The sequence below is a fragment of the Anaerobacillus sp. ABR4_321 genome (assembly GCF_056158505.1).
In genome coordinates, this window is the sequence record NZ_JBSWTK010000001.1 from 1,313,233 (window position 1) to 1,329,913 (window position 16,681).

The 16,681-nt window shown below is 41.6% G+C and carries 20 protein-coding genes and 1 tRNA gene; 17 read left to right on the forward strand and 4 right to left on the reverse strand.

The window, feature by feature from the left end:
• The 11 genes from hisA (at position 1) to ACXADT_RS06865 (ending at position 9,231) form a co-directional block, all read left to right on the forward strand.
• The gene (gene hisA / locus ACXADT_RS06815) at positions 1-720 is read left to right on the forward strand and encodes a 1-(5-phosphoribosyl)-5-[(5-phosphoribosylamino)methylideneamino]imidazole-4-carboxamide isomerase (RefSeq protein WP_474834664.1); all 720 of its coding nucleotides are present in this window, start codon (positions 1-3) and stop codon (positions 718-720) included.
• Positions 721-722: 2 nt separating this feature from the next.
• The gene (gene hisF / locus ACXADT_RS06820) at positions 723-1,481 is read left to right on the forward strand and encodes an imidazole glycerol phosphate synthase subunit HisF (protein WP_270180065.1); all 759 of its coding nucleotides are present in this window, start codon (positions 723-725) and stop codon (positions 1,479-1,481) included.
• A complete protein-coding gene (gene hisIE / locus ACXADT_RS06825; RefSeq protein WP_474810547.1) occupies positions 1,478-2,104 on the forward strand; it encodes a bifunctional phosphoribosyl-AMP cyclohydrolase/phosphoribosyl-ATP diphosphatase HisIE in 627 nt (208 codons plus the stop codon). The genes hisF and hisIE overlap by 4 nt, the downstream gene beginning before the upstream one ends.
• Positions 2,105-2,165: 61 nt before the next feature.
• Positions 2,166-2,303: a hypothetical protein gene (locus tag ACXADT_RS06830; protein WP_270180063.1), complete on the forward strand. Its 138-nt coding sequence runs from the start codon at positions 2,166-2,168 to the stop codon at positions 2,301-2,303.
• 184 nt (positions 2,304-2,487) lie between these two features.
• A complete protein-coding gene (locus tag ACXADT_RS06835) occupies positions 2,488-4,077 on the forward strand; it encodes a tetratricopeptide repeat protein (RefSeq protein ID WP_474833886.1) in 1,590 nt (529 codons plus the stop codon).
• A 106-nt stretch (positions 4,078-4,183) separates the two neighbouring features.
• Positions 4,184-5,134: a thioredoxin-disulfide reductase gene (gene trxB / locus ACXADT_RS06840; protein ID WP_474833888.1), complete on the forward strand. Its 951-nt coding sequence runs from the start codon at positions 4,184-4,186 to the stop codon at positions 5,132-5,134.
• Between the two features lie 265 nt (positions 5,135-5,399).
• Positions 5,400-5,873 carry an 8-oxo-dGTP diphosphatase gene (locus tag ACXADT_RS06845; RefSeq protein WP_270180060.1) on the forward strand — a complete coding sequence of 158 codons (474 nt, stop codon included), beginning with the start codon at positions 5,400-5,402 and terminating at the stop codon, positions 5,871-5,873.
• Positions 5,874-5,924: 51 nt separating this feature from the next.
• Positions 5,925-6,815, forward strand: a complete 891-nt coding sequence (gene rapZ, locus ACXADT_RS06850; protein ID WP_270180059.1) for an RNase adapter RapZ — start codon at positions 5,925-5,927, stop codon at positions 6,813-6,815.
• A 1-nt stretch (position 6,816) separates the two neighbouring features.
• Positions 6,817-7,782: a gluconeogenesis factor YvcK family protein gene (locus ACXADT_RS06855; protein WP_270180058.1), complete on the forward strand. Its 966-nt coding sequence runs from the start codon at positions 6,817-6,819 to the stop codon at positions 7,780-7,782.
• Between the two features lie 45 nt (positions 7,783-7,827).
• Positions 7,828-8,769 carry a DNA-binding protein WhiA gene (gene whiA / locus ACXADT_RS06860; RefSeq protein WP_270180057.1) on the forward strand — a complete coding sequence of 314 codons (942 nt, stop codon included), beginning with the start codon at positions 7,828-7,830 and terminating at the stop codon, positions 8,767-8,769.
• A 204-nt stretch (positions 8,770-8,973) separates the two neighbouring features.
• A complete protein-coding gene (locus ACXADT_RS06865; RefSeq protein ID WP_270180056.1) occupies positions 8,974-9,231 on the forward strand; it encodes an HPr family phosphocarrier protein in 258 nt (85 codons plus the stop codon).
• A gap of 36 nt (positions 9,232-9,267) precedes the next feature.
• Here the strand turns inward: ACXADT_RS06865 and clpP are convergent, their stop codons facing one another.
• The 3 genes from clpP to ACXADT_RS06880 all read right to left on the reverse strand — a co-directional run bounded on the left by clpP (position 9,268) and on the right by ACXADT_RS06880 (position 10,621).
• Complete coding sequence (gene clpP, locus ACXADT_RS06870; protein WP_270180055.1) at positions 9,268-9,852, reverse strand: ATP-dependent Clp endopeptidase proteolytic subunit ClpP; 585 nt, start codon at positions 9,850-9,852, stop codon at positions 9,268-9,270.
• A 166-nt stretch (positions 9,853-10,018) separates the two neighbouring features.
• A complete protein-coding gene (locus ACXADT_RS06875; protein WP_270180054.1) occupies positions 10,019-10,405 on the reverse strand; it encodes a YhjD family protein in 387 nt (128 codons plus the stop codon).
• Between the two features lie 137 nt (positions 10,406-10,542).
• Positions 10,543-10,621: transfer RNA gene (locus ACXADT_RS06880), tRNA-Arg, on the reverse strand.
• 68 nt (positions 10,622-10,689) lie between these two features.
• On the opposite strand from ACXADT_RS06880, the gene ACXADT_RS06885 reads away from it, so the two are divergent.
• Positions 10,690-11,001 (forward strand): atypical membrane-integrating protein (Mistic protein), encoded by a 312-nt coding sequence (locus ACXADT_RS06885; RefSeq protein ID WP_270180627.1) that lies wholly within the window; start codon positions 10,690-10,692, stop codon positions 10,999-11,001.
• Positions 11,002-11,027: 26 nt separating this feature from the next.
• Here ACXADT_RS06885 and ACXADT_RS06890 read toward each other — a convergent pair whose 3' ends face one another.
• Positions 11,028-11,315 (reverse strand): hypothetical protein, encoded by a 288-nt coding sequence (locus tag ACXADT_RS06890; protein ID WP_270180053.1) that lies wholly within the window; start codon positions 11,313-11,315, stop codon positions 11,028-11,030.
• A gap of 181 nt (positions 11,316-11,496) precedes the next feature.
• Between ACXADT_RS06890 and rpoN the strand changes: the two genes are divergently transcribed.
• The 5 genes from rpoN to ACXADT_RS06915 all read left to right on the forward strand — a co-directional run bounded on the left by rpoN (position 11,497) and on the right by ACXADT_RS06915 (position 16,680).
• Entirely contained in the window at positions 11,497-12,786 is a 1,290-nt protein-coding gene (rpoN, locus tag ACXADT_RS06895) for an RNA polymerase factor sigma-54 (RefSeq protein ID WP_474833890.1), read from the forward strand.
• 76 nt (positions 12,787-12,862) lie between these two features.
• Entirely contained in the window at positions 12,863-13,099 is a 237-nt protein-coding gene (locus ACXADT_RS06900) for a glutaredoxin family protein (protein WP_270180051.1), read from the forward strand.
• 154 nt (positions 13,100-13,253) lie between these two features.
• The gene (locus tag ACXADT_RS06905; RefSeq protein WP_270180050.1) at positions 13,254-14,282 is read left to right on the forward strand and encodes a sugar-binding transcriptional regulator; all 1,029 of its coding nucleotides are present in this window, start codon (positions 13,254-13,256) and stop codon (positions 14,280-14,282) included.
• 56 nt (positions 14,283-14,338) lie between these two features.
• On the forward strand, positions 14,339-15,346 hold the full coding sequence (gap, locus tag ACXADT_RS06910) for a type I glyceraldehyde-3-phosphate dehydrogenase (protein ID WP_474810558.1): 1,008 nt from the start codon (positions 14,339-14,341) through the stop codon (positions 15,344-15,346).
• Between the two features lie 149 nt (positions 15,347-15,495).
• Complete coding sequence (locus ACXADT_RS06915; RefSeq protein WP_270180048.1) at positions 15,496-16,680, forward strand: phosphoglycerate kinase; 1,185 nt, start codon at positions 15,496-15,498, stop codon at positions 16,678-16,680.
• Position 16,681 lies beyond the last annotated feature (1 nt).

A 16,681-nucleotide genomic window follows, 5' to 3' on the forward strand; every position in this document is an offset into this window, starting at 1 on the left:
ATGGCCTTTACGATCTATCCAGCAATCGATATACGTGGTGGGAAATGTGTTCGACTTCTACAGGGAGATTATAATCAGGAAACGGTTTATGGAGACTCACCCTATGACATGGCGAAAAAATTCGCAGATGACGGATCAAAATGGATTCACATGGTGGACCTGGACGGTGCGAAAGAAGGGAAACGTGTAAACGATCATCATGTATTAAAAGTGGCTCAAGAGCTTGGTGTTAACGTTCAAGTTGGGGGAGGAATCCGTACGGAGGAAGACGTTGCACATTATCTTGAAAATGGCGTGGACAGAATTATTCTCGGAAGCAGTGCGATCTCACATCCTGAATTTGTAAAGAAGATGCTCTCACGTTATAAAGAGAAGATCGCGATTGGAATCGATGCACGTGACGGCTATGTAGCGGTTGAAGGATGGCTAAAAACATCTGAGATCAAAGCAGTGGATCTTGGTAAGAAACTTGCTGACCACGGCGCAGAAGTTTTCATATTTACAGATATATCTAAGGACGGTACGCTTTCAGGACCTAACGTAGAGGCGATTGCTGAACTTGGAGAAGCTACTGGAAAAGAAGTCATCGCATCTGGTGGTGTTAGTAAACTTGATGATTTAACGAGCCTACGAAGCAGAAGTGAGTCGATAAGCGGTGCGATTGTAGGAAAAGCTCTCTATACGGAAAAATTCACGTTAAAACAAGCTCTGGAGGTTTAAACATGTTAACGAAACGGATCATTCCATGCCTTGATGTAAAAGATGGTCGAGTTGTTAAGGGTGTACAGTTTGTCGGCCTTCGTGATGCGGGTGATCCCGTAGAGCTTGCTAGGGTGTATGATCAAGAGGGAGCAGATGAACTTGTCTTCTTAGATATATCTGCTTCTCACGAAGGAAGAGAAACGATGGTAGACGTAGTGCGACAAGTCGCAGCGGAGCTTGCCATCCCATTTACTGTAGGTGGAGGAATCAATAAGCTAGAAGATATGAAACGTGTTCTTCGTGCAGGTGCCGACAAAGTATCGATGAACACAGCTGCGGTATTGCGGCCTGAACTAATTAGTGAAGGTGCTGATTATTTCGGAACACAGTGTATGGTCGTGGCAATCGATGCAAAGTGGGAGCCAGATTTAAACACATGGCGTGTATATACGCACGGTGGTCGCACTCAAACAGAATGGGATGCGATCGAATGGGCAAAGAAAGCCGAGGAGATGGGGGCAGGAGAAATCCTACTTACAAGCATGAATGCGGATGGTAGTAAGGAAGGATTTGATTTACCACTTACGAATGCAATCGGTAAAGCTGTTACGATTCCAATCATCGCTTCTGGTGGGGCAGGCTCCTCAGATGACTTTTTAGAAGTGTTTCGTGAAGCGAAAGCAGATGCAGCACTTGCCGCTTCGATCTTTCATTACAAAGAAACATCCGTGTCTCAAGTAAAAAAACTTCTTAAAGAAAACGGGGTGGCGATTCGATGAATGTAGAAACGATCAATTTTGATGAAAAAGGACTTGTTCCAGCAATCGTACAGGACGCAATGAGTAAAGAAGTGCTCACCCTCGCCTATATGAATGAAGAATCGCTAAAGAAAACCATCGATACGAAAGAAACGTGGTTTTATAGCCGCTCTCGTGATGAACTGTGGCATAAAGGGGAGACTTCTGGCAATACCCAGGAAGTTGTTGATCTTCGCTACGATTGTGATCAAGACGCTATGCTAGTTCTCGTTAAGCCGGCTGGTCCTGCTTGCCATAAAGGAGATTACTCTTGCTTTTCCGATTCACTCTTAGCGGAAGAAACTAAGCCAGTCGAGTCTCGTTTTGAGATTTTAAATACACTTGAAAACATCATAGCTAAGCGCGATGCAGAACGGCCTGAAGGAGCGTATACCACTTACCTCTTTGAGGAAGGTGTCGATAAAATTCTGAAGAAAGTCGGGGAAGAAGCTTCAGAAGTGATCATCGCAGCCAAAAATAGAGACAAAGAAGAGTTGACGTGGGAATCTGCCGACCTTCTCTTTCATTTAATGGTCTTACTACGTGAACAAGACTGCCCACTAGATGAGGTATTGAACGTTCTCGAAAAACGACACAGTTCGTGAAACCTTTTCGATCGTGAATCGTATGTAAAAGAAAGGCGATTATGAAGAGGAGAGATCGGTTATGTTCGTAGGCTTTTTATTTATCGGACTTGCAATCGGGCTGTTCATTGGACATCCTGGACCGGGTGTTCTATTAGGCATGGGAGTGGGCTTTATCGCACAGAAGATGATGGAGAGAAAAGAGAACATGTGGAAGTAACCCACACTATGAACGTTTACGAGGCTGTCGAATTATCTCGGCAGCCTTTTTTTCCTGCTCATTTCAACCAAATCTCTTCACTCTTTCATAGATTTTTCCTACACGATTGGAAACAGATGTATGTTATACTTTTGAACGGACATGACTGGTATAGAACTACTTTTAGAAAGTAATGGGGGAAAACATGAGGAAAGAACTTCATGCTTCTTCGGAACTAAAAGGCCGTTTGATTCCGTTCATCCAGAACGGAGATTATTTTTTTAATAAGGCGATGAGAGCCTATCAACAGCGGAACCTTGATAAAGCAAGACAGCATCTTGAAAGAGCTGTAAAGCTTGAACCCGGAGAGGTCGATTATATATGTCAATTGGCAGCGGTCCTTGCAGAATTAGGCGAATATGAAGCATCGAATAATTGGCTTACGTTTGTTCTTGATGATCTTGATCCTGACTTATATGAATGCTATTTCTTTCTAGCAAACAATTACGCCCATATGGGTTTGTTTCAACAAGCAGAAACGCATGCGAAAACTTACCTGGTGCACGAACCTGAGGGTGAGTTTCTTGAAGATGCCGAAGAACTAGTCGAACTCATCTCGTTTGAACAAGAAGAAACTGTCCTTGAGTCAAGTGAAGAAAGTTTGATTCAGGAACATGAGGAAGCTAGAGGTGCGATTGAATCAGGAAGATTTCCTGAAGCGATCGAGCTTTTAGAAAATATGACTAGTGTTTATACTGAATTTTGGCCAGCTTATAATAATCTGGCACTAGCTTATTTTTATAATGAGCAGTATGAAGAAGCGATAAAGGTTCTCGATCTCGTATTGACTAAGAACGAAGGAAATTTAAATGCAGTATGTAACCTTGCTTTGTTTTACGATTTTCTTGGACAACACGTGAAGCGTGATGTGATGGTTGAGAGGCTGAAGAACGTCTATCCAATTCATGTTGATCATAGGTACAAGCTAGGAAGTACGCTAGGTTTTCTTGATGAACACGAGTTAGCTTTCTATTGGTTAAGAAAAGTGGAAGTGACGCGTCCAGAATGGAAAGTGCCTTTCTATCATTGGTTAGCAGTATCTGCTTTTCACCTTGATCGTCCGGAAGTCGCAAAACGATATTGGGAGCGAATCAAGCAGTTAGATCCAATGAATGAGATCGCAACTTCTCATATCGAAGCGTTAGATGCCGGAACGTTAACGACTGATCGAATCAACTATCGATCGCACACGCCGCGCGATACGGAAGAAAAAGTTAAGAAACATGATTATTATGGAAAAATGACACATCTGATGCTTCTTTACACGAAAAGAGATCCTGCTGGAGCTTCAATTCTTCATTCGTACTGTAAAAGTAAGGATGAACCACTTCTTATTAAAGAGCTATCTGCTTATATAGCTTTGACTCTTTCAGGAGAAGAAGTAAGGATTGTTGATGATGAGGTAGTCACGATAACGAACTATAGTGACTTCTCTCCGTATGTAACCGCTGGAATGCGTGTGATTGCGGAGTTAGAGCAATCGTATTTAACTGATACGGAACTGCACGAGCTCATTTCTACCGTATGGTTACCTTGTTATGTTAAGCTACAACGTGACAATAGCTCCTTTCAGAATTCAAAGGGCGTTGCAGCGGCGATGCTATACATGTGGAAGAAGCTAAATGCGATGGACGTATCACAGATTGAAGTAGCAAAAACCTTCGATATCTCTAGCTCGACTGTACATGCATATCGAAAGAAACTTACGAATCTACTAGCAAAAAGAGATGGGTAAGCAACCTGCTAGACTTTCCTTTTATCATCAGTTATTATACTAGATAAGAAACATTATTTCTTAATAATTAATATAAATAGATTACAACGTGAGGGAAGTGAAACACATGAGTGAAAAAATATATGACGTGATTATTGTTGGTGCTGGACCGGCAGGAATGACTGCAGCAGTATATACTTCTCGCGCAAACCTTGACGTTCTTATGATTGAGCGCGGAATTCCGGGTGGCCAGATGGCGAATACTGAGGAAGTTGAGAACTATCCTGGATTCGATCATATCCTCGGACCAGACCTTTCTACTAAAATGTTTGAACACGCTAAGAAGTTTGGCGCGCAGTATCAATACGGTGATGTAAAAGAAATCCGTGATGATAAAGAATACAAAACAGTAGTTTCAGGAAATCAAGAGTTTCATGCGAAGGCTGTAATCGTAACGAGCGGTGCAGAATACAAGAAACTTGGTGTTCCGGGTGAAGCAGAGTATAGCGGTCGTGGCGTTTCTTACTGCGCTGTATGTGACGGAGCATTCTTTAAAAACAAAGAACTAGTTGTTGTAGGTGGAGGCGATTCTGCTGTTGAAGAAGGCGTGTATTTAACCCGCTTCGCTTCAAAAGTAACGATCGTTCACCGTCGTGACCAGCTACGTGCCCAAAAAATTCTCCAACAGCGTGCGTTTGATAATGAAAAGATCGAGTTCATTTGGAACCACACTGTGAAAGAAATTGCAGGAGAAAACGGTAAAGTAAGCAAGACCGTCCTTGTGAATACAGAAACAGGAGAAGAAAGAGACTTTGAAGCAGATGGTGTCTTTATTTACATCGGTATGCTTCCATTGAATCAGGCAGTTAAAGACTTGAACATCACGAATGACGAAGGGTATATCGTGACTGACGAAGAGATGGCTACTGAAGTACCAGGAATCTTCGCAGCTGGAGATATCCGTGATAAGATGCTTCGCCAAATTGTAACGGCAACAGGTGATGGCAGTATCGCTGCACAATCTGTTCAGCATTACATTGAAACGCTCGAAGACGCTAAGAAAAAATCACTCGTGTAAGTTCGGCAAAAGGTACCTGTGACATGCTTTTAATTCTGCTGTAACAGCTATGAAACAATGATGGGGTACAATATAAATAGATTTGACCCCCTTTTAAAATATTTTACATTTGCACGGGCATTTATTGAGCCCGTGCTCTTTTTTTTGGCTATAATCCACTTACATTGTTCATGCTAAACAATCATAGTATACTATGATTAGAAATTTAGATTATTGAACGTTTAAATATAAAAGCCTAATCCAAAATAGAAGATGCCGAATTGAGGTGGTAATTGTGCAACGCGTAACAAACTGTATCTTATTCGACGAACCTAATAATCGAGTTCTACTCCTACAAAAACCAAGACGAGGTTGGTGGGTTGCACCTGGTGGAAAGATGGAATCAGAAGAATCGATCCGAGATTCGGTCATTAGGGAGTTTCGAGAAGAAACTGGTGTTTATTTAAAAGACCCGAAGTTAAAAGGAATCTTTACCTTTATTATTAAAGAAAATGACGTGATTAAATCTGAATGGATGATGTTTACATTCCTCTCAACAAAGTATGACGGAGAACCCGTTGAGCAGTCAGAGGAAGGAAAAGTAGCGTGGGTAGATGCAGACGAAGTGAGTGAACTGCCGATGGCTCCTGGAGACTATCATATTCTTGATTATATGATGAAGGGACACGGCATTATATATGGAACATTTACGTATACACCTGACTTTAAGTTACTATCATACCGACTAGATCCATCTTAATACGTTGATCGTCATATCATAATTAGAGAATTGAGAAATGGAGTGGGGAAAATGGCCGAACTAATCGATAAGCGTATTCATATGGTCATTATTACTGGAATGAGTGGTGCTGGTAAAACCGTAGCGATGCAGTGTTTTGAAGATATGGGGTATTTCTGCATCGACAATTTACCACCTGCACTGCTGCCGAAGTTTGTTGAGATGATCGAAAACTCCGAAGGTAAGTTAGATAAAGTTGCTCTAGTCATGGACTTAAGAGGTGGAGATTTCTTTGAGCATCTTTTAGAAGCAGTTGATTTACTAAGAACCAATGAGCAATTAGATGCTGAAATTCTGTACCTTGATTCTAGTGACTCAGCGCTCGTTCGACGATATAAAGAAACGAGACGATCTCACCCCCTTGCGCCGGAAGGGCTACCACTCGAAGGCATAAAAGTAGAGCGTGAAATGCTCGAGGAGCTGAAAGGACGTTCTCAGCAAATCATCGATACGAGCGATATCAAGCCTGTTCAGCTAAGAGAAAAAATTATGGACCGGTTCTCCTCTAACGAAAAAGAAAACTTTGGAGTGAACGTCATGTCATTTGGATTTAAATATGGTATTCCGATCGACGCTGACCTTGTTTTCGATATTCGGTTCTTGCCTAACCCACATTATGTTGAGCACTTGCGTCCTAAAACAGGAGTAGATGAAGAAGTATCGAACTATGTATTTAAGTGGAAAGAAACGCAGACATTCTTAAATAAATTGATCGATATGCTGGCGTACATGCTTCCGCAATACAAAAGGGAAGGAAAAAGTCAGCTCGTTATCGGCATAGGGTGTACAGGCGGAAAGCATCGATCTGTTGCTTTCGCTGAACACATCGGCCATCATTTTGAAAGTGAGTATCGAACGAACATCACGCACAGGGATATTGAAAAAGGAAAGGGTAGCAAATAATATGACAGACACAAAACTTCCGAAGGTCGTCGTAATCGGTGGAGGGACCGGCCTTTCGGTATTGCTTCGTGGACTTAAGACATTCCCGGTCGATATTACGGCTATCGTAACAGTAGCTGATGATGGTGGAAGCTCAGGTCGCTTACGTGATGAATTTGATATCCCTCCACCGGGTGATGTACGAAACGTCATCACTGCACTAGCTGAAGTCGAGCCTTTATTAGAAGGCTTGATGCAACATCGATTCAAAAATGGTAACGGATTATCCGGTCATTCACTAGGAAACCTCATGTTAGCCGCTATGACGGATATTACAGGAGATTTTGTCCAAGGAGTTCGGGAGATGTGTCGCGTACTGAATGTACGAGGTAAAGTCCTTCCAGCTTCGAATCAAAGTGTCGTTCTTCATGCTGAAATGCGAGATGGAACGTTCGTAAAAGGTGAGTCTCAAATTCCTAAAACGAATAAAACGATTAAGAAAGTATTTCTCTCGCCTCCTGGGATAAAAGCTTTACCAGATTCTTTGGAAGCGATTCGAAACGCTGACTTAATCGTCCTTGGTCCTGGGAGTCTTTATACAAGCATACTACCAAACCTACTTGTACCCGGCATTGCGGATGAAATCAGTCACTCCAATGCTAGGAAAGTGTATGTGTGTAACGTCATGACTCAGCAAGGTGAAACAGAAAATTATACTGCAAGTGACCATGTGCAGGCACTCATTGATCATATTGATTACAAGCTTATTGAAACGATCATTGTTAACAAACAGGTCATCCCAACTTATTATGCAAAACGCTATGCAAAAGAACAGGCAGAGGTTGTGCAATATGACGAAAATAGGTTGAAGAGCTTTGGTTTTGAAGTAATCAGTGATAAAATTATTCAATATGATGAGAAATATGTACGCCACGATGCCATCAAGATATCTTCGATTCTACTGTCATTATTAGAAGATAAAAAGTGATGGTGATGGGTCAATGGGCCCCTGCATGGTAAAGGGGGGATAGCGATGTCATTTGCTGCCGATACAAAGAAAGAATTAACACAGCTCGAAAGTAAAGCGTGCTGCTCTAGATCAGAGCTCGCAGCACTCATTCGAATGAATGGGTCCATATCATTTGGGAACAGACAACTGATCCTTGATATACCTACTGAACATGCTGCGATCGCGAGAAGGATCTATACGCTTATCAAACGTCTTTATAATTACGATGTCGAATTACTCGTACGTAAAAAGATGCGTCTTAAAAAAAATAATGTCTACATTGTTCGTGTTTCCTCGAGTGCTAGAGATCTCCTTGAGGATTTAGGTATTATGGACAATGCGTTCATGTTTACAAGAAACATTTCTAGTGATTTTACGAAAAAGGCTTGTTGCAAACGAGCATACTTGAAAGGAGCCTTTCTCGCAGGAGGATCGATCAATCACCCTGAAACTTCTTATCACTTAGAAATATTCTCGATGTATGAGGAGCATACGGATTCATTGTGTAAGCTTATGAATCAGTTTGATCTTAATGCAAAGATGCTCGAGCGTAAAAAAGGATACATCGTTTATATCAAAGAGGGCGAGAAAATTACAGAGTTTTTAAGTGTAGTAGGAGCCCATAAGGCATTGCTTTATTTTGAGGATGTTCGCATCATGAAAGATATGAGAAACTCTGTTAATCGGATCGTAAATTGTGAAACAGCTAATCTAAATAAAACAGTTGGTGCTGCATTCCGACAGGTTGAAAACATTCGTTTTATACAAAATGAAGTTGGATTAGATATCCTACCTGATAAATTGAGAGAAATTGCTGAACTTCGAGTGAAGCATCAGGATGTTACCCTTAAGGAACTTGGAGAGATGTTGACTGGAGGTGCGATCAGTAAGTCAGGGATCAATCACAGACTTCGAAAGATCGATCAGTTAGCTGAAAAGCTCCGTGCAGGAAAGCCAATAACATAAGCAGAAAAATTACAGCCTGCGCGAGTAGTGCGGGCTTGATTTTCTACTATTCTAAGCCTTGAGAACATAGCGTTGGGACGTTTAGAAGTCTTAATAAATGGAATGCTGTTGGTAAGTACGTAGCAAATCAATAACAAACACATATACTTATTTTTTTCATCAATAAAGATAGCGCTTTCTTATAAATAAAGGAGGAATGGAAAAGTGGTTCAAAAAGAAGTTGTCGTAACGTTAGATACAGGATTACAAGCAAGACCTGCAGCACTCTTTGTTCAAGAGGCAAATCGATTTAATTCAGATATTTTTCTTGAAAAAGACGGTAAAAAGGTAAATGCGAAGAGTATTATGGGAATAATGAGCCTTGCGGTGGGCTCTGGTTCTTCTGTTGTCTTAACAGTAGATGGAAACGACGAAGAAGATGCTGTTTCATCTCTGGTCGACTTCATTCATAAAGAAGACTAAATAAAAAAGGTTGCCATCACGGCAACCTTTTTTTATTTATGCTTTTTTCTCCATAACTTCGTCGATCAAACCATATTCTTTTGCTTCAAGAGCTTCCATGAAACGGTCACGATCCGTATCGCGTTCGATCGTATCGAGAGGCTGACCAGTACGCTCTGCAAGAATTTTGTTGAGCTTTTCGCGCATTTGAATGATACGCTTCGCATGAATTTCGATATCAGAAGCCTGACCTTGTGTACCACCGAGTGGTTGGTGAATCATGACTTCACTATTTGGAAGTGCATAACGTTTACCAGGCTCACCAGCCGCTAGTAGGAACGCTCCCATTGAAGCAGCCATTCCGATACAGATTGTAGATACTTTAGGTTTAATGAACTGCATTGTATCGTAGATTGCCATTCCAGCTGTGATTGATCCACCTGGACTATTGATATAAAGAGAGATATCTTTATCTGGATCTTCTGCAGCTAGGAAAAGAAGCTGAGCTACAACTGCGTTCGATACGTTGTCGTCGATTGCAGTTCCAAGCATGATAATGCGGTCCTTAAGAAGACGAGAGTAGATGTCATATGCTCTTTCACCGCGGTTTGTTTGTTCGATAACCGTTGGAATTAATACCATAATAAAATTCCTCCCTTTTATTCATTCAAATATGTAGTTGCTGTAGGTTCATCATACCGAAAAGGTCAATATAGGTCAAATAAAGTGCTGTTCTTTTTGACTATTAATTTTTTCGCCAGCACATCGATGGTTCTACATATCTCCATTTTCCCCGCTGACAACCGTTTTAAACAGAACGAATCTGTCTTTTTTTAAATCGGTGATCGCTTAAAAAGTAACCCGCAATTCTTCTTTCAACAAGGTTTCTAATTTGGACTGACGTGTACCGATACGTTTGGTTGTATCCACGACAATAGACAGTATAGATGACGATATCTTCCTTTGTATCCTGAACTGAAGTTTTGATGTGTTGCTTATGAAGGACTGATTTTGCTTCTTTTAAATCTGTGGAAGCGAGAGTGAAAGCTTGATTGATCAGTTCCAAATAAGGGCGTGGAAGCTTCATCTTAGAACGATGAATCCATGCAGCATCGAGCTCCAGTACCTTTTTAACATAAGGAAGCAATAAATAATCCCGAACAGCACTTGCTTCCTCTTTACTTAGTCGGAACATGATCTTCACCGCCTGTAAGAACGTATGTTTGGTTTTACAATACTATGAGACGAATGAGACGTCAAGAACCCCATTCTATAAAGGGGAAGACGCAAAAAACCCCTTTTCGGAATGAAAAGGGGTTGTAATTATGTAGTTGGCGCGCCCGGAGGGATTCGAACCCCCGACAGACGTGGTACCGGAAACCACCGCTCTATCCTACTGAGCTACGGGCGCATACGTTAAGGGCAAGGATAATTATACGTGACAAGGTTTTTTTTTGCAAGGTGATTTTTTGGTTGAAAGTGACAAACACTAGAGCTATAACTGTGCTGAAGGTAGGGATTTCTTTGAAAGTAAATAGCGGAGAAAGTAAGTCGTTGAGTGATGCGATCGATCGCATCACAGAGGGACTTGAGAACGTTGTGGAATTGTACAATGAATCAGAAGAAGATATGCCGCTCATTCAATTTGAACCACAAGTAGTAGAAACGATTGAAAAAGCAAAAAAAGTGTACGGAGATCAAATCGTGAACAAAAAGCTAAATAACGTTGTTAAAGAGATGCTGAGCTGGTTGGATCTTGGAGAAGAGCATCAAGACAAAGAAAAAGAGTGAACCTTGTCCACTCTTAAAAAGTTAGATTATTGCTTCTTACCTGGCTTGTCATCTTCTCGGTCACTTGGTTTCTTGCTTGCCCCATTCATCGTATGCTTTAAGCCTGAATGCATACCAGAAGCGCATAATCCTAGCCAAAGTCCAATCAAAAAAGCTTTTTTGATATCCGGATCAATATAAATATAGCTCATGACGATTCCTACACCAATAGAAAGCAACGGTAGAAATCTAGCCGGAAAACCAAATATCTTGAAGAGTTGGACGATTCCAATGATGACTGGAAGCAAAGCAATACCATATACAGTCAAATCCATGGTTTTTGCCTCCTTTTTTCTCTCTGTACTATACTGTATGTCGAATGATGGGGAGTGAGTGGGCGCATTGCTCATTTTTGTGAAATCGAGGCGTATTAAATGATTGAAAATTCTGGTCATTTTCACTTTCCTCTTACCATATGTTGAATCAATATAGTATGATAAAGGTGGAGGGATTGCGATGGAACTAGGATTAATACAGAAGCAGACAACGCAACTCGTAATGACAACTCAATTGCGTCAGGCAATATCCATTCTTCAATATTCGACTTTAGAGCTGTTGGATTATATAAAAGAAGAAGCACTTGAGAATCCTCTTATCGAACTTCATACACCATCATGGGATACGGGTATTCGTGCGAAAGCCGCTGGCCGAGGAGAGCGTGCCGACTCCTTAGACTATGTTGCTGAACGAGGCAAGAGTTTGAATGAAGAGCTTCACGAACAAGTGCGGTGTTTGAACTTATGCCCTCACCAAGCGAAAGTGATTCATTACTTGATAGACAATATAGATGAAGCTGGCTATTTACGTATACGTGATCATGAAGTGATCTTGCAATTTCAGCTGACAAATCAAGAGTATGAAGAAGCGGTACGTGTATTACAATCACTTGAACCAGGAATAGGTGGACGAAATCTAGCAGAGTGTTTAAGTTTACAGTTACATTCAACTTCAGAGGTACACACCCTTGCTCGCAAATTAGTAAACGAAAATTTGAAAGCGCTAGCAGAAAAGAAATTTCGAGAGCTTTCAAAAGAGTATCATGTGAAACTTCAGGATATCCAGCTCGCATCAGATGTCATAGCTGCTCTTGATCCGAGACCGGGCTCAAAATGGTATAACGAAAAGCCTTATTATGTAGCCCCTGACATAATCATTAAAGAGAACGAAGGAACATACACGATCAAACTATTAGATGATGAACTTCCTTCGATGAAGGTAAGTACGGCTTATCAGTCGTTTGAAAAGGGGGAAGTCGGTCACTATATTAAAGGGAAGTATCAGCAAGTAAACTGGCTGATGAAGAGTATCGAACAACGCAAGCATACTCTAAGATCGATCATGACCGTCTTTATCGGGCAGCAGACCTCTTTTCTTCAAACGGGACTTAGTGAGCTAAGACCAATTACGCTTAAGGAAGTAGCAAATGAAGCGGGCGTGCATGAGTCAACGGTAAGTCGAGCTATAAAGAATAAATATGTGCAGACGCCTCAAGGCCTATATGCGTTGAAGGATCTATTTACTTCTCGACTTTCTGGTGAAACAGAGACAGGAACCTCTTCATCTAGTGTAAAGATCTTCATTAAAGAGTTTGTAGAAGAGGAAGATAAAAAGAAGCCGCTTTCGGATCAAAAGATCGTAGAGGCTCTTCATATACAAAAAGGAATACAAGTATCGAGACGAACGATTGCCAAATATCGTGAAGAATTGGGGATACCCGGTTCATCGAGAAGGAAGCGTTTTGTATAACAGCTGCGGAAGCAGCTGTTTTTTTGCGAATAATGTTCTTATAAGGTTAGAATGGTATAGGAAAGGGGTTTAAAGGATGAGTAAAACGGTTATGTTATACACGAAAGAGACGTGTCCTCTTTGTGACGAAGCGTATTATATCCTTGAGGATCTTCAAACCGAAATTGATTTTAAGATAGAATCAGTTGATATCTATCAAGATGAAGCTCTGCTGGAGAAGTTTATGGTGATGATTCCGGTGGTTGAAGTGGATGGAGAAATCGTTGATTATGGCCGAATCTCTAGAAAAAACGTAAGAAAACGCTTACTTTAAATTTTTAAGTATATCATAGTTGCCCATGTAGTTGGCAACTGCTACAATGAAATTTGTAAGACGTTCTTTTTTTGATTCGGGTGGGACTGAAAATGTCTAACCGGGACATAATACGTCTCGAGAATAAAAAAAGAACCTGCAGGGGAGACGAACAATGCGCTCATTACTCGCACTTCAACAAAAACTACTACCAGACTTATTAGAGGTTATGAACAAACGGTATCGTGTTCTCAGGCAACTGAGGCTCACGCAACCAATTGGTCGCAGAAGCCTTGCGAACAGTCTGGATATAACAGAAAGAGTTCTCAGAAGTGAAGTGACTTTCCTTAAAGACCAGGGTTTGCTGGATATGTCCATTCAAGGGATGCAGCTTACTGAGGAAGGTGAGCAGCTATTGATGGAGCTCGAACCTGTTATGAATGAAGTTTCTGGTCTTGATAATCTGGAAGAACGGTTGAAAGATAAACTTGGTATTCCAGAAGTACTTATTGTACCCGGTGACAGCGATGTTACCCCCTGGGTAAAGAAAGAAATGGGCAGAGCCGCAGTGGGACGCTTGAAAAGGTTTCAGCTTGAAAGTAAAGTCGTAGCTGTGACGGGCGGCACCACGCTCGCGAGTGTAGCTGATATGATGGTTCCTTCTCTTGACATGGATGGAACATTATTCGTACCGGCTCGTGGTGGTCTTGGTGAACAAGTTGAAAACCAGGCTAACACGATCTGCGCGAAGATGGCACGTAAAGCTCATACAGATTATCGTTTGCTTCATGTTCCAGATCAGCTTAGTGAAGAGGCATACCAATCATTAATCGAAGAACCTGGCGTCAAGGAAATCCTTGAAATTATCAAATCTGCCAGTATTGTGGTTCACGGGATTGGAGATGCTAAAACAATGGCTGTGCGACGTAAATCAACAGGTCAAGTTTTAGAGAAAATCAAAGAAAACCATGCTGTTGCGGAAGCGTTTGGATACTATTTCAACCAATCCGGAGATGTTGTACACAAAGTGAAAACCATTGGATTACAGCTAGAAGATCTAGAAAGAAGCGAACTTGTTATTGCAGTCGCAGGCGGTCACTCAAAAGCAAAAGCAATCGAAGCCTATCTGAAGACTGGAATACAAAGCATCCTCGTCACTGATGAGGGGGCAGCAAAAGCGTTACTAGAGGGAAATTCCCTTTAATAAATAAAACATAAGATACCTCGGGAAACGAGGAACATTCAAGGAGGAATTATACAATGGCAACAAAAGTAGGTATTAACGGTTTTGGACGTATTGGTCGTAACGTATTCCGTGCAGCACTTAACAACCCTGGCGTAGAAGTGGTTGCAGTAAACGATCTTACTGATGCAAACATGCTTGCACACCTTTTAAAATACGATACAATTCATGGCGAACTTAACGTTGAAGTTGAAGTTAATGGTGAGAACCTAGTAGTTAACGGTTCTGAAATCAAAGTTCTTTCTGAACGTGACCCTGCACAACTTGGTTGGGGAGACCTTGGAGTAGACGTAGTTGTTGAATCTACTGGTCGCTTCACAAACCGTGAAGACGCTGCTAAGCACCTTGAAGCAGGCGCTAAAAAAGTTGTCATCTCTGCTCCAGCTAAGAACGAAGACATCACAGTTGTTCTTGGTGTAAACGAAGACAAGTACGATGCTGAAAACCATCACGTACTTTCAAACGCATCTTGTACGACTAACTGTCTAGCACCAGTTGCTAAAGTATTGAACGACAAGTTCGGTATTAAGCGTGGTCTTATGACAACAGTTCACTCTTACACGAACGATCAACAAATTCTTGATCTTCCACATAAAGATTATCGTCGTGCTCGTGCAGCAGCTGAGAACATCATCCCAACTTCTACTGGTGCTGCGAAGGCTGTATCTCTAGTACTTCCTGAGCTTGATGGTAAGTTGAACGGTATGGCTATGCGTGTACCAACTCCTAACGTATCTATAGTAGACTTAGTAGCTGAGCTTGATGCAGACGTTACAGTTGATGACGTAAACGCTGCTCTAAGAGAAGCTGCTGAAGGCGACCTTAAAGGATACCTTGGTTACAGCGAAGAGCCACTAGTATCAAAAGATTACAACGGTAACCCTCATTCTTCAATCGTTGATGCAATCTCTACAATGAACATCGACGGAAACATGGTTAAAGTTGTTTCTTGGTACGACAACGAGTGGGGTTATTCTAACCGCGTAGTAGATCTAGTCGACTACATCGCATCAAAAGGGCTATAATAAGAATTGTGAATGATGGGGGAGGAAGTCAGGAGCCTTCCTCCTTTTCCATTGGTTTTTTTAGCTCTATTTTAGGATAAATGTGTAGTACGTCACTTTTTATGTGAGACATTTATCTTCATTAAGACGTGCAAAGGAGGAATCCCACTATGAACAAAAAATCGATTCGTGACGTAGCGTTGCAAGGAAAAACGGTATTTTGCCGCGTTGACTTCAACGTACCTATGGAAAATGGAACAGTCACAGATGAAACGCGTATCAAAGCAGCCCTTCCTACGATTCAGTATCTATCTGAGCAAGGTGCAAAGGTGATTTTAGCAAGTCATCTTGGGCGTCCAAAAGGTGAAGTTGTCGATGAACTTCGTCTTGATCCTGTAGCTGATCGTTTGAGTGACCTTATTGGCAAGACTGTCACAAAAACAGATGCAGTCTATGGTGATGAAGTAAACCGTGCGATCAGTGATCTTGAAGAAGGTGACCTTCTATTGATCGAAAACGTACGTTTTGAAGCTGGTGAAGAGAAGAACGATGCTGATCTTGCGAAAGAATTTGCCAAAATGGCAGATCTTTTCGTGAACGACGCATTCGGAGCAGCTCACCGTGCTCATGCTTCAACTGAAGGGATCGCACATCACATTCCTGCTGTAGCTGGTTTCTTAATGGAAAAAGAGCTTGAAGTACTAGGTAGTGCGTTAACAGAGCCTTCTCGTCCATTTACTGCAATCGTAGGTGGTGCGAAGGTGAAAGATAAGATCGGTGTGATCGATCACTTGCTCGATAAAGTGGACAACTTGATCATCGGTGGTGGTCTTGCTTATACATTTGTAAAAGCACTCGGCCACGAGATCGGTAAATCACTTCTTGAAGAAGATAAGATCGAGCTTGCGAAATCCTTCATGGATAAAGCGAAAGAAAAAGGCGTTAATTTCTATATGCCAGAAGACGTTATCATTGGCGATGATTTTTCTAACGATGCGAACACAAAAGCAGTAAGCATCGAGGAAATTCCATCTGATTGGGAAGCTCTTGATATCGGACCAAAAACAAGAGAAACGTACAAAAGCGTTATCCAAGATTCCAAACTCGTTATTTGGAATGGTCCAATGGGAGTTTTCGAACTAGATGTGTATGCGAATGGTACGAAGGCAGTAGCTGAAGCACTTGCTGAAGCAAACGATACTTACTCAGTTATCGGGGGCGGAGACTCCGCAGCGGCTGTTGAGAAGTTTGGCTATGCTGATCGTATGAGCCACATTTCTACTGGCGGCGGTGCATCACTTGAGTTCATGGAGGGTAAAGACCTTCCAGGAGTGGTTGCACTCAACGATAAATAAA

What these genes read in the sequence shown, in the direction of transcription:
- hisA (WP_474834664.1), top strand. Translation starts at nt 1, where the DNA reads ATGGCCTTTACGATCTATCCAGCAATCGATATACGTGGTGGGAAATGT.
- hisF (WP_270180065.1), top strand. Translation starts at nt 723, where the DNA reads ATGTTAACGAAACGGATCATTCCATGCCTTGATGTAAAAGATGGTCGA.
- hisIE (WP_474810547.1), top strand. Translation starts at nt 1,478, where the DNA reads ATGAATGTAGAAACGATCAATTTTGATGAAAAAGGACTTGTTCCAGCA.
- ACXADT_RS06830 (WP_270180063.1), top strand. Translation starts at nt 2,166, where the DNA reads ATGTTCGTAGGCTTTTTATTTATCGGACTTGCAATCGGGCTGTTCATT.
- ACXADT_RS06835 (WP_474833886.1), top strand. Translation starts at nt 2,488, where the DNA reads ATGAGGAAAGAACTTCATGCTTCTTCGGAACTAAAAGGCCGTTTGATT.
- trxB (WP_474833888.1), top strand. Translation starts at nt 4,184, where the DNA reads ATGAGTGAAAAAATATATGACGTGATTATTGTTGGTGCTGGACCGGCA.
- rapZ (WP_270180059.1), top strand. Translation starts at nt 5,925, where the DNA reads ATGGCCGAACTAATCGATAAGCGTATTCATATGGTCATTATTACTGGA.
- ACXADT_RS06855 (WP_270180058.1), top strand. Translation starts at nt 6,817, where the DNA reads ATGACAGACACAAAACTTCCGAAGGTCGTCGTAATCGGTGGAGGGACC.
- whiA (WP_270180057.1), top strand. Translation starts at nt 7,828, where the DNA reads ATGTCATTTGCTGCCGATACAAAGAAAGAATTAACACAGCTCGAAAGT.
- clpP (WP_270180055.1), bottom strand. Translation starts at nt 9,852, where the DNA reads ATGGTATTAATTCCAACGGTTATCGAACAAACAAACCGCGGTGAAAGA.
- ACXADT_RS06875 (WP_270180054.1), bottom strand. Translation starts at nt 10,405, where the DNA reads ATGTTCCGACTAAGTAAAGAGGAAGCAAGTGCTGTTCGGGATTATTTA.
- ACXADT_RS06890 (WP_270180053.1), bottom strand. Translation starts at nt 11,315, where the DNA reads ATGGATTTGACTGTATATGGTATTGCTTTGCTTCCAGTCATCATTGGA.
- rpoN (WP_474833890.1), top strand. Translation starts at nt 11,497, where the DNA reads ATGGAACTAGGATTAATACAGAAGCAGACAACGCAACTCGTAATGACA.
- ACXADT_RS06900 (WP_270180051.1), top strand. Translation starts at nt 12,863, where the DNA reads ATGAGTAAAACGGTTATGTTATACACGAAAGAGACGTGTCCTCTTTGT.
- ACXADT_RS06905 (WP_270180050.1), top strand. Translation starts at nt 13,254, where the DNA reads ATGCGCTCATTACTCGCACTTCAACAAAAACTACTACCAGACTTATTA.
- gap (WP_474810558.1), top strand. Translation starts at nt 14,339, where the DNA reads ATGGCAACAAAAGTAGGTATTAACGGTTTTGGACGTATTGGTCGTAAC.
- ACXADT_RS06915 (WP_270180048.1), top strand. Translation starts at nt 15,496, where the DNA reads ATGAACAAAAAATCGATTCGTGACGTAGCGTTGCAAGGAAAAACGGTA.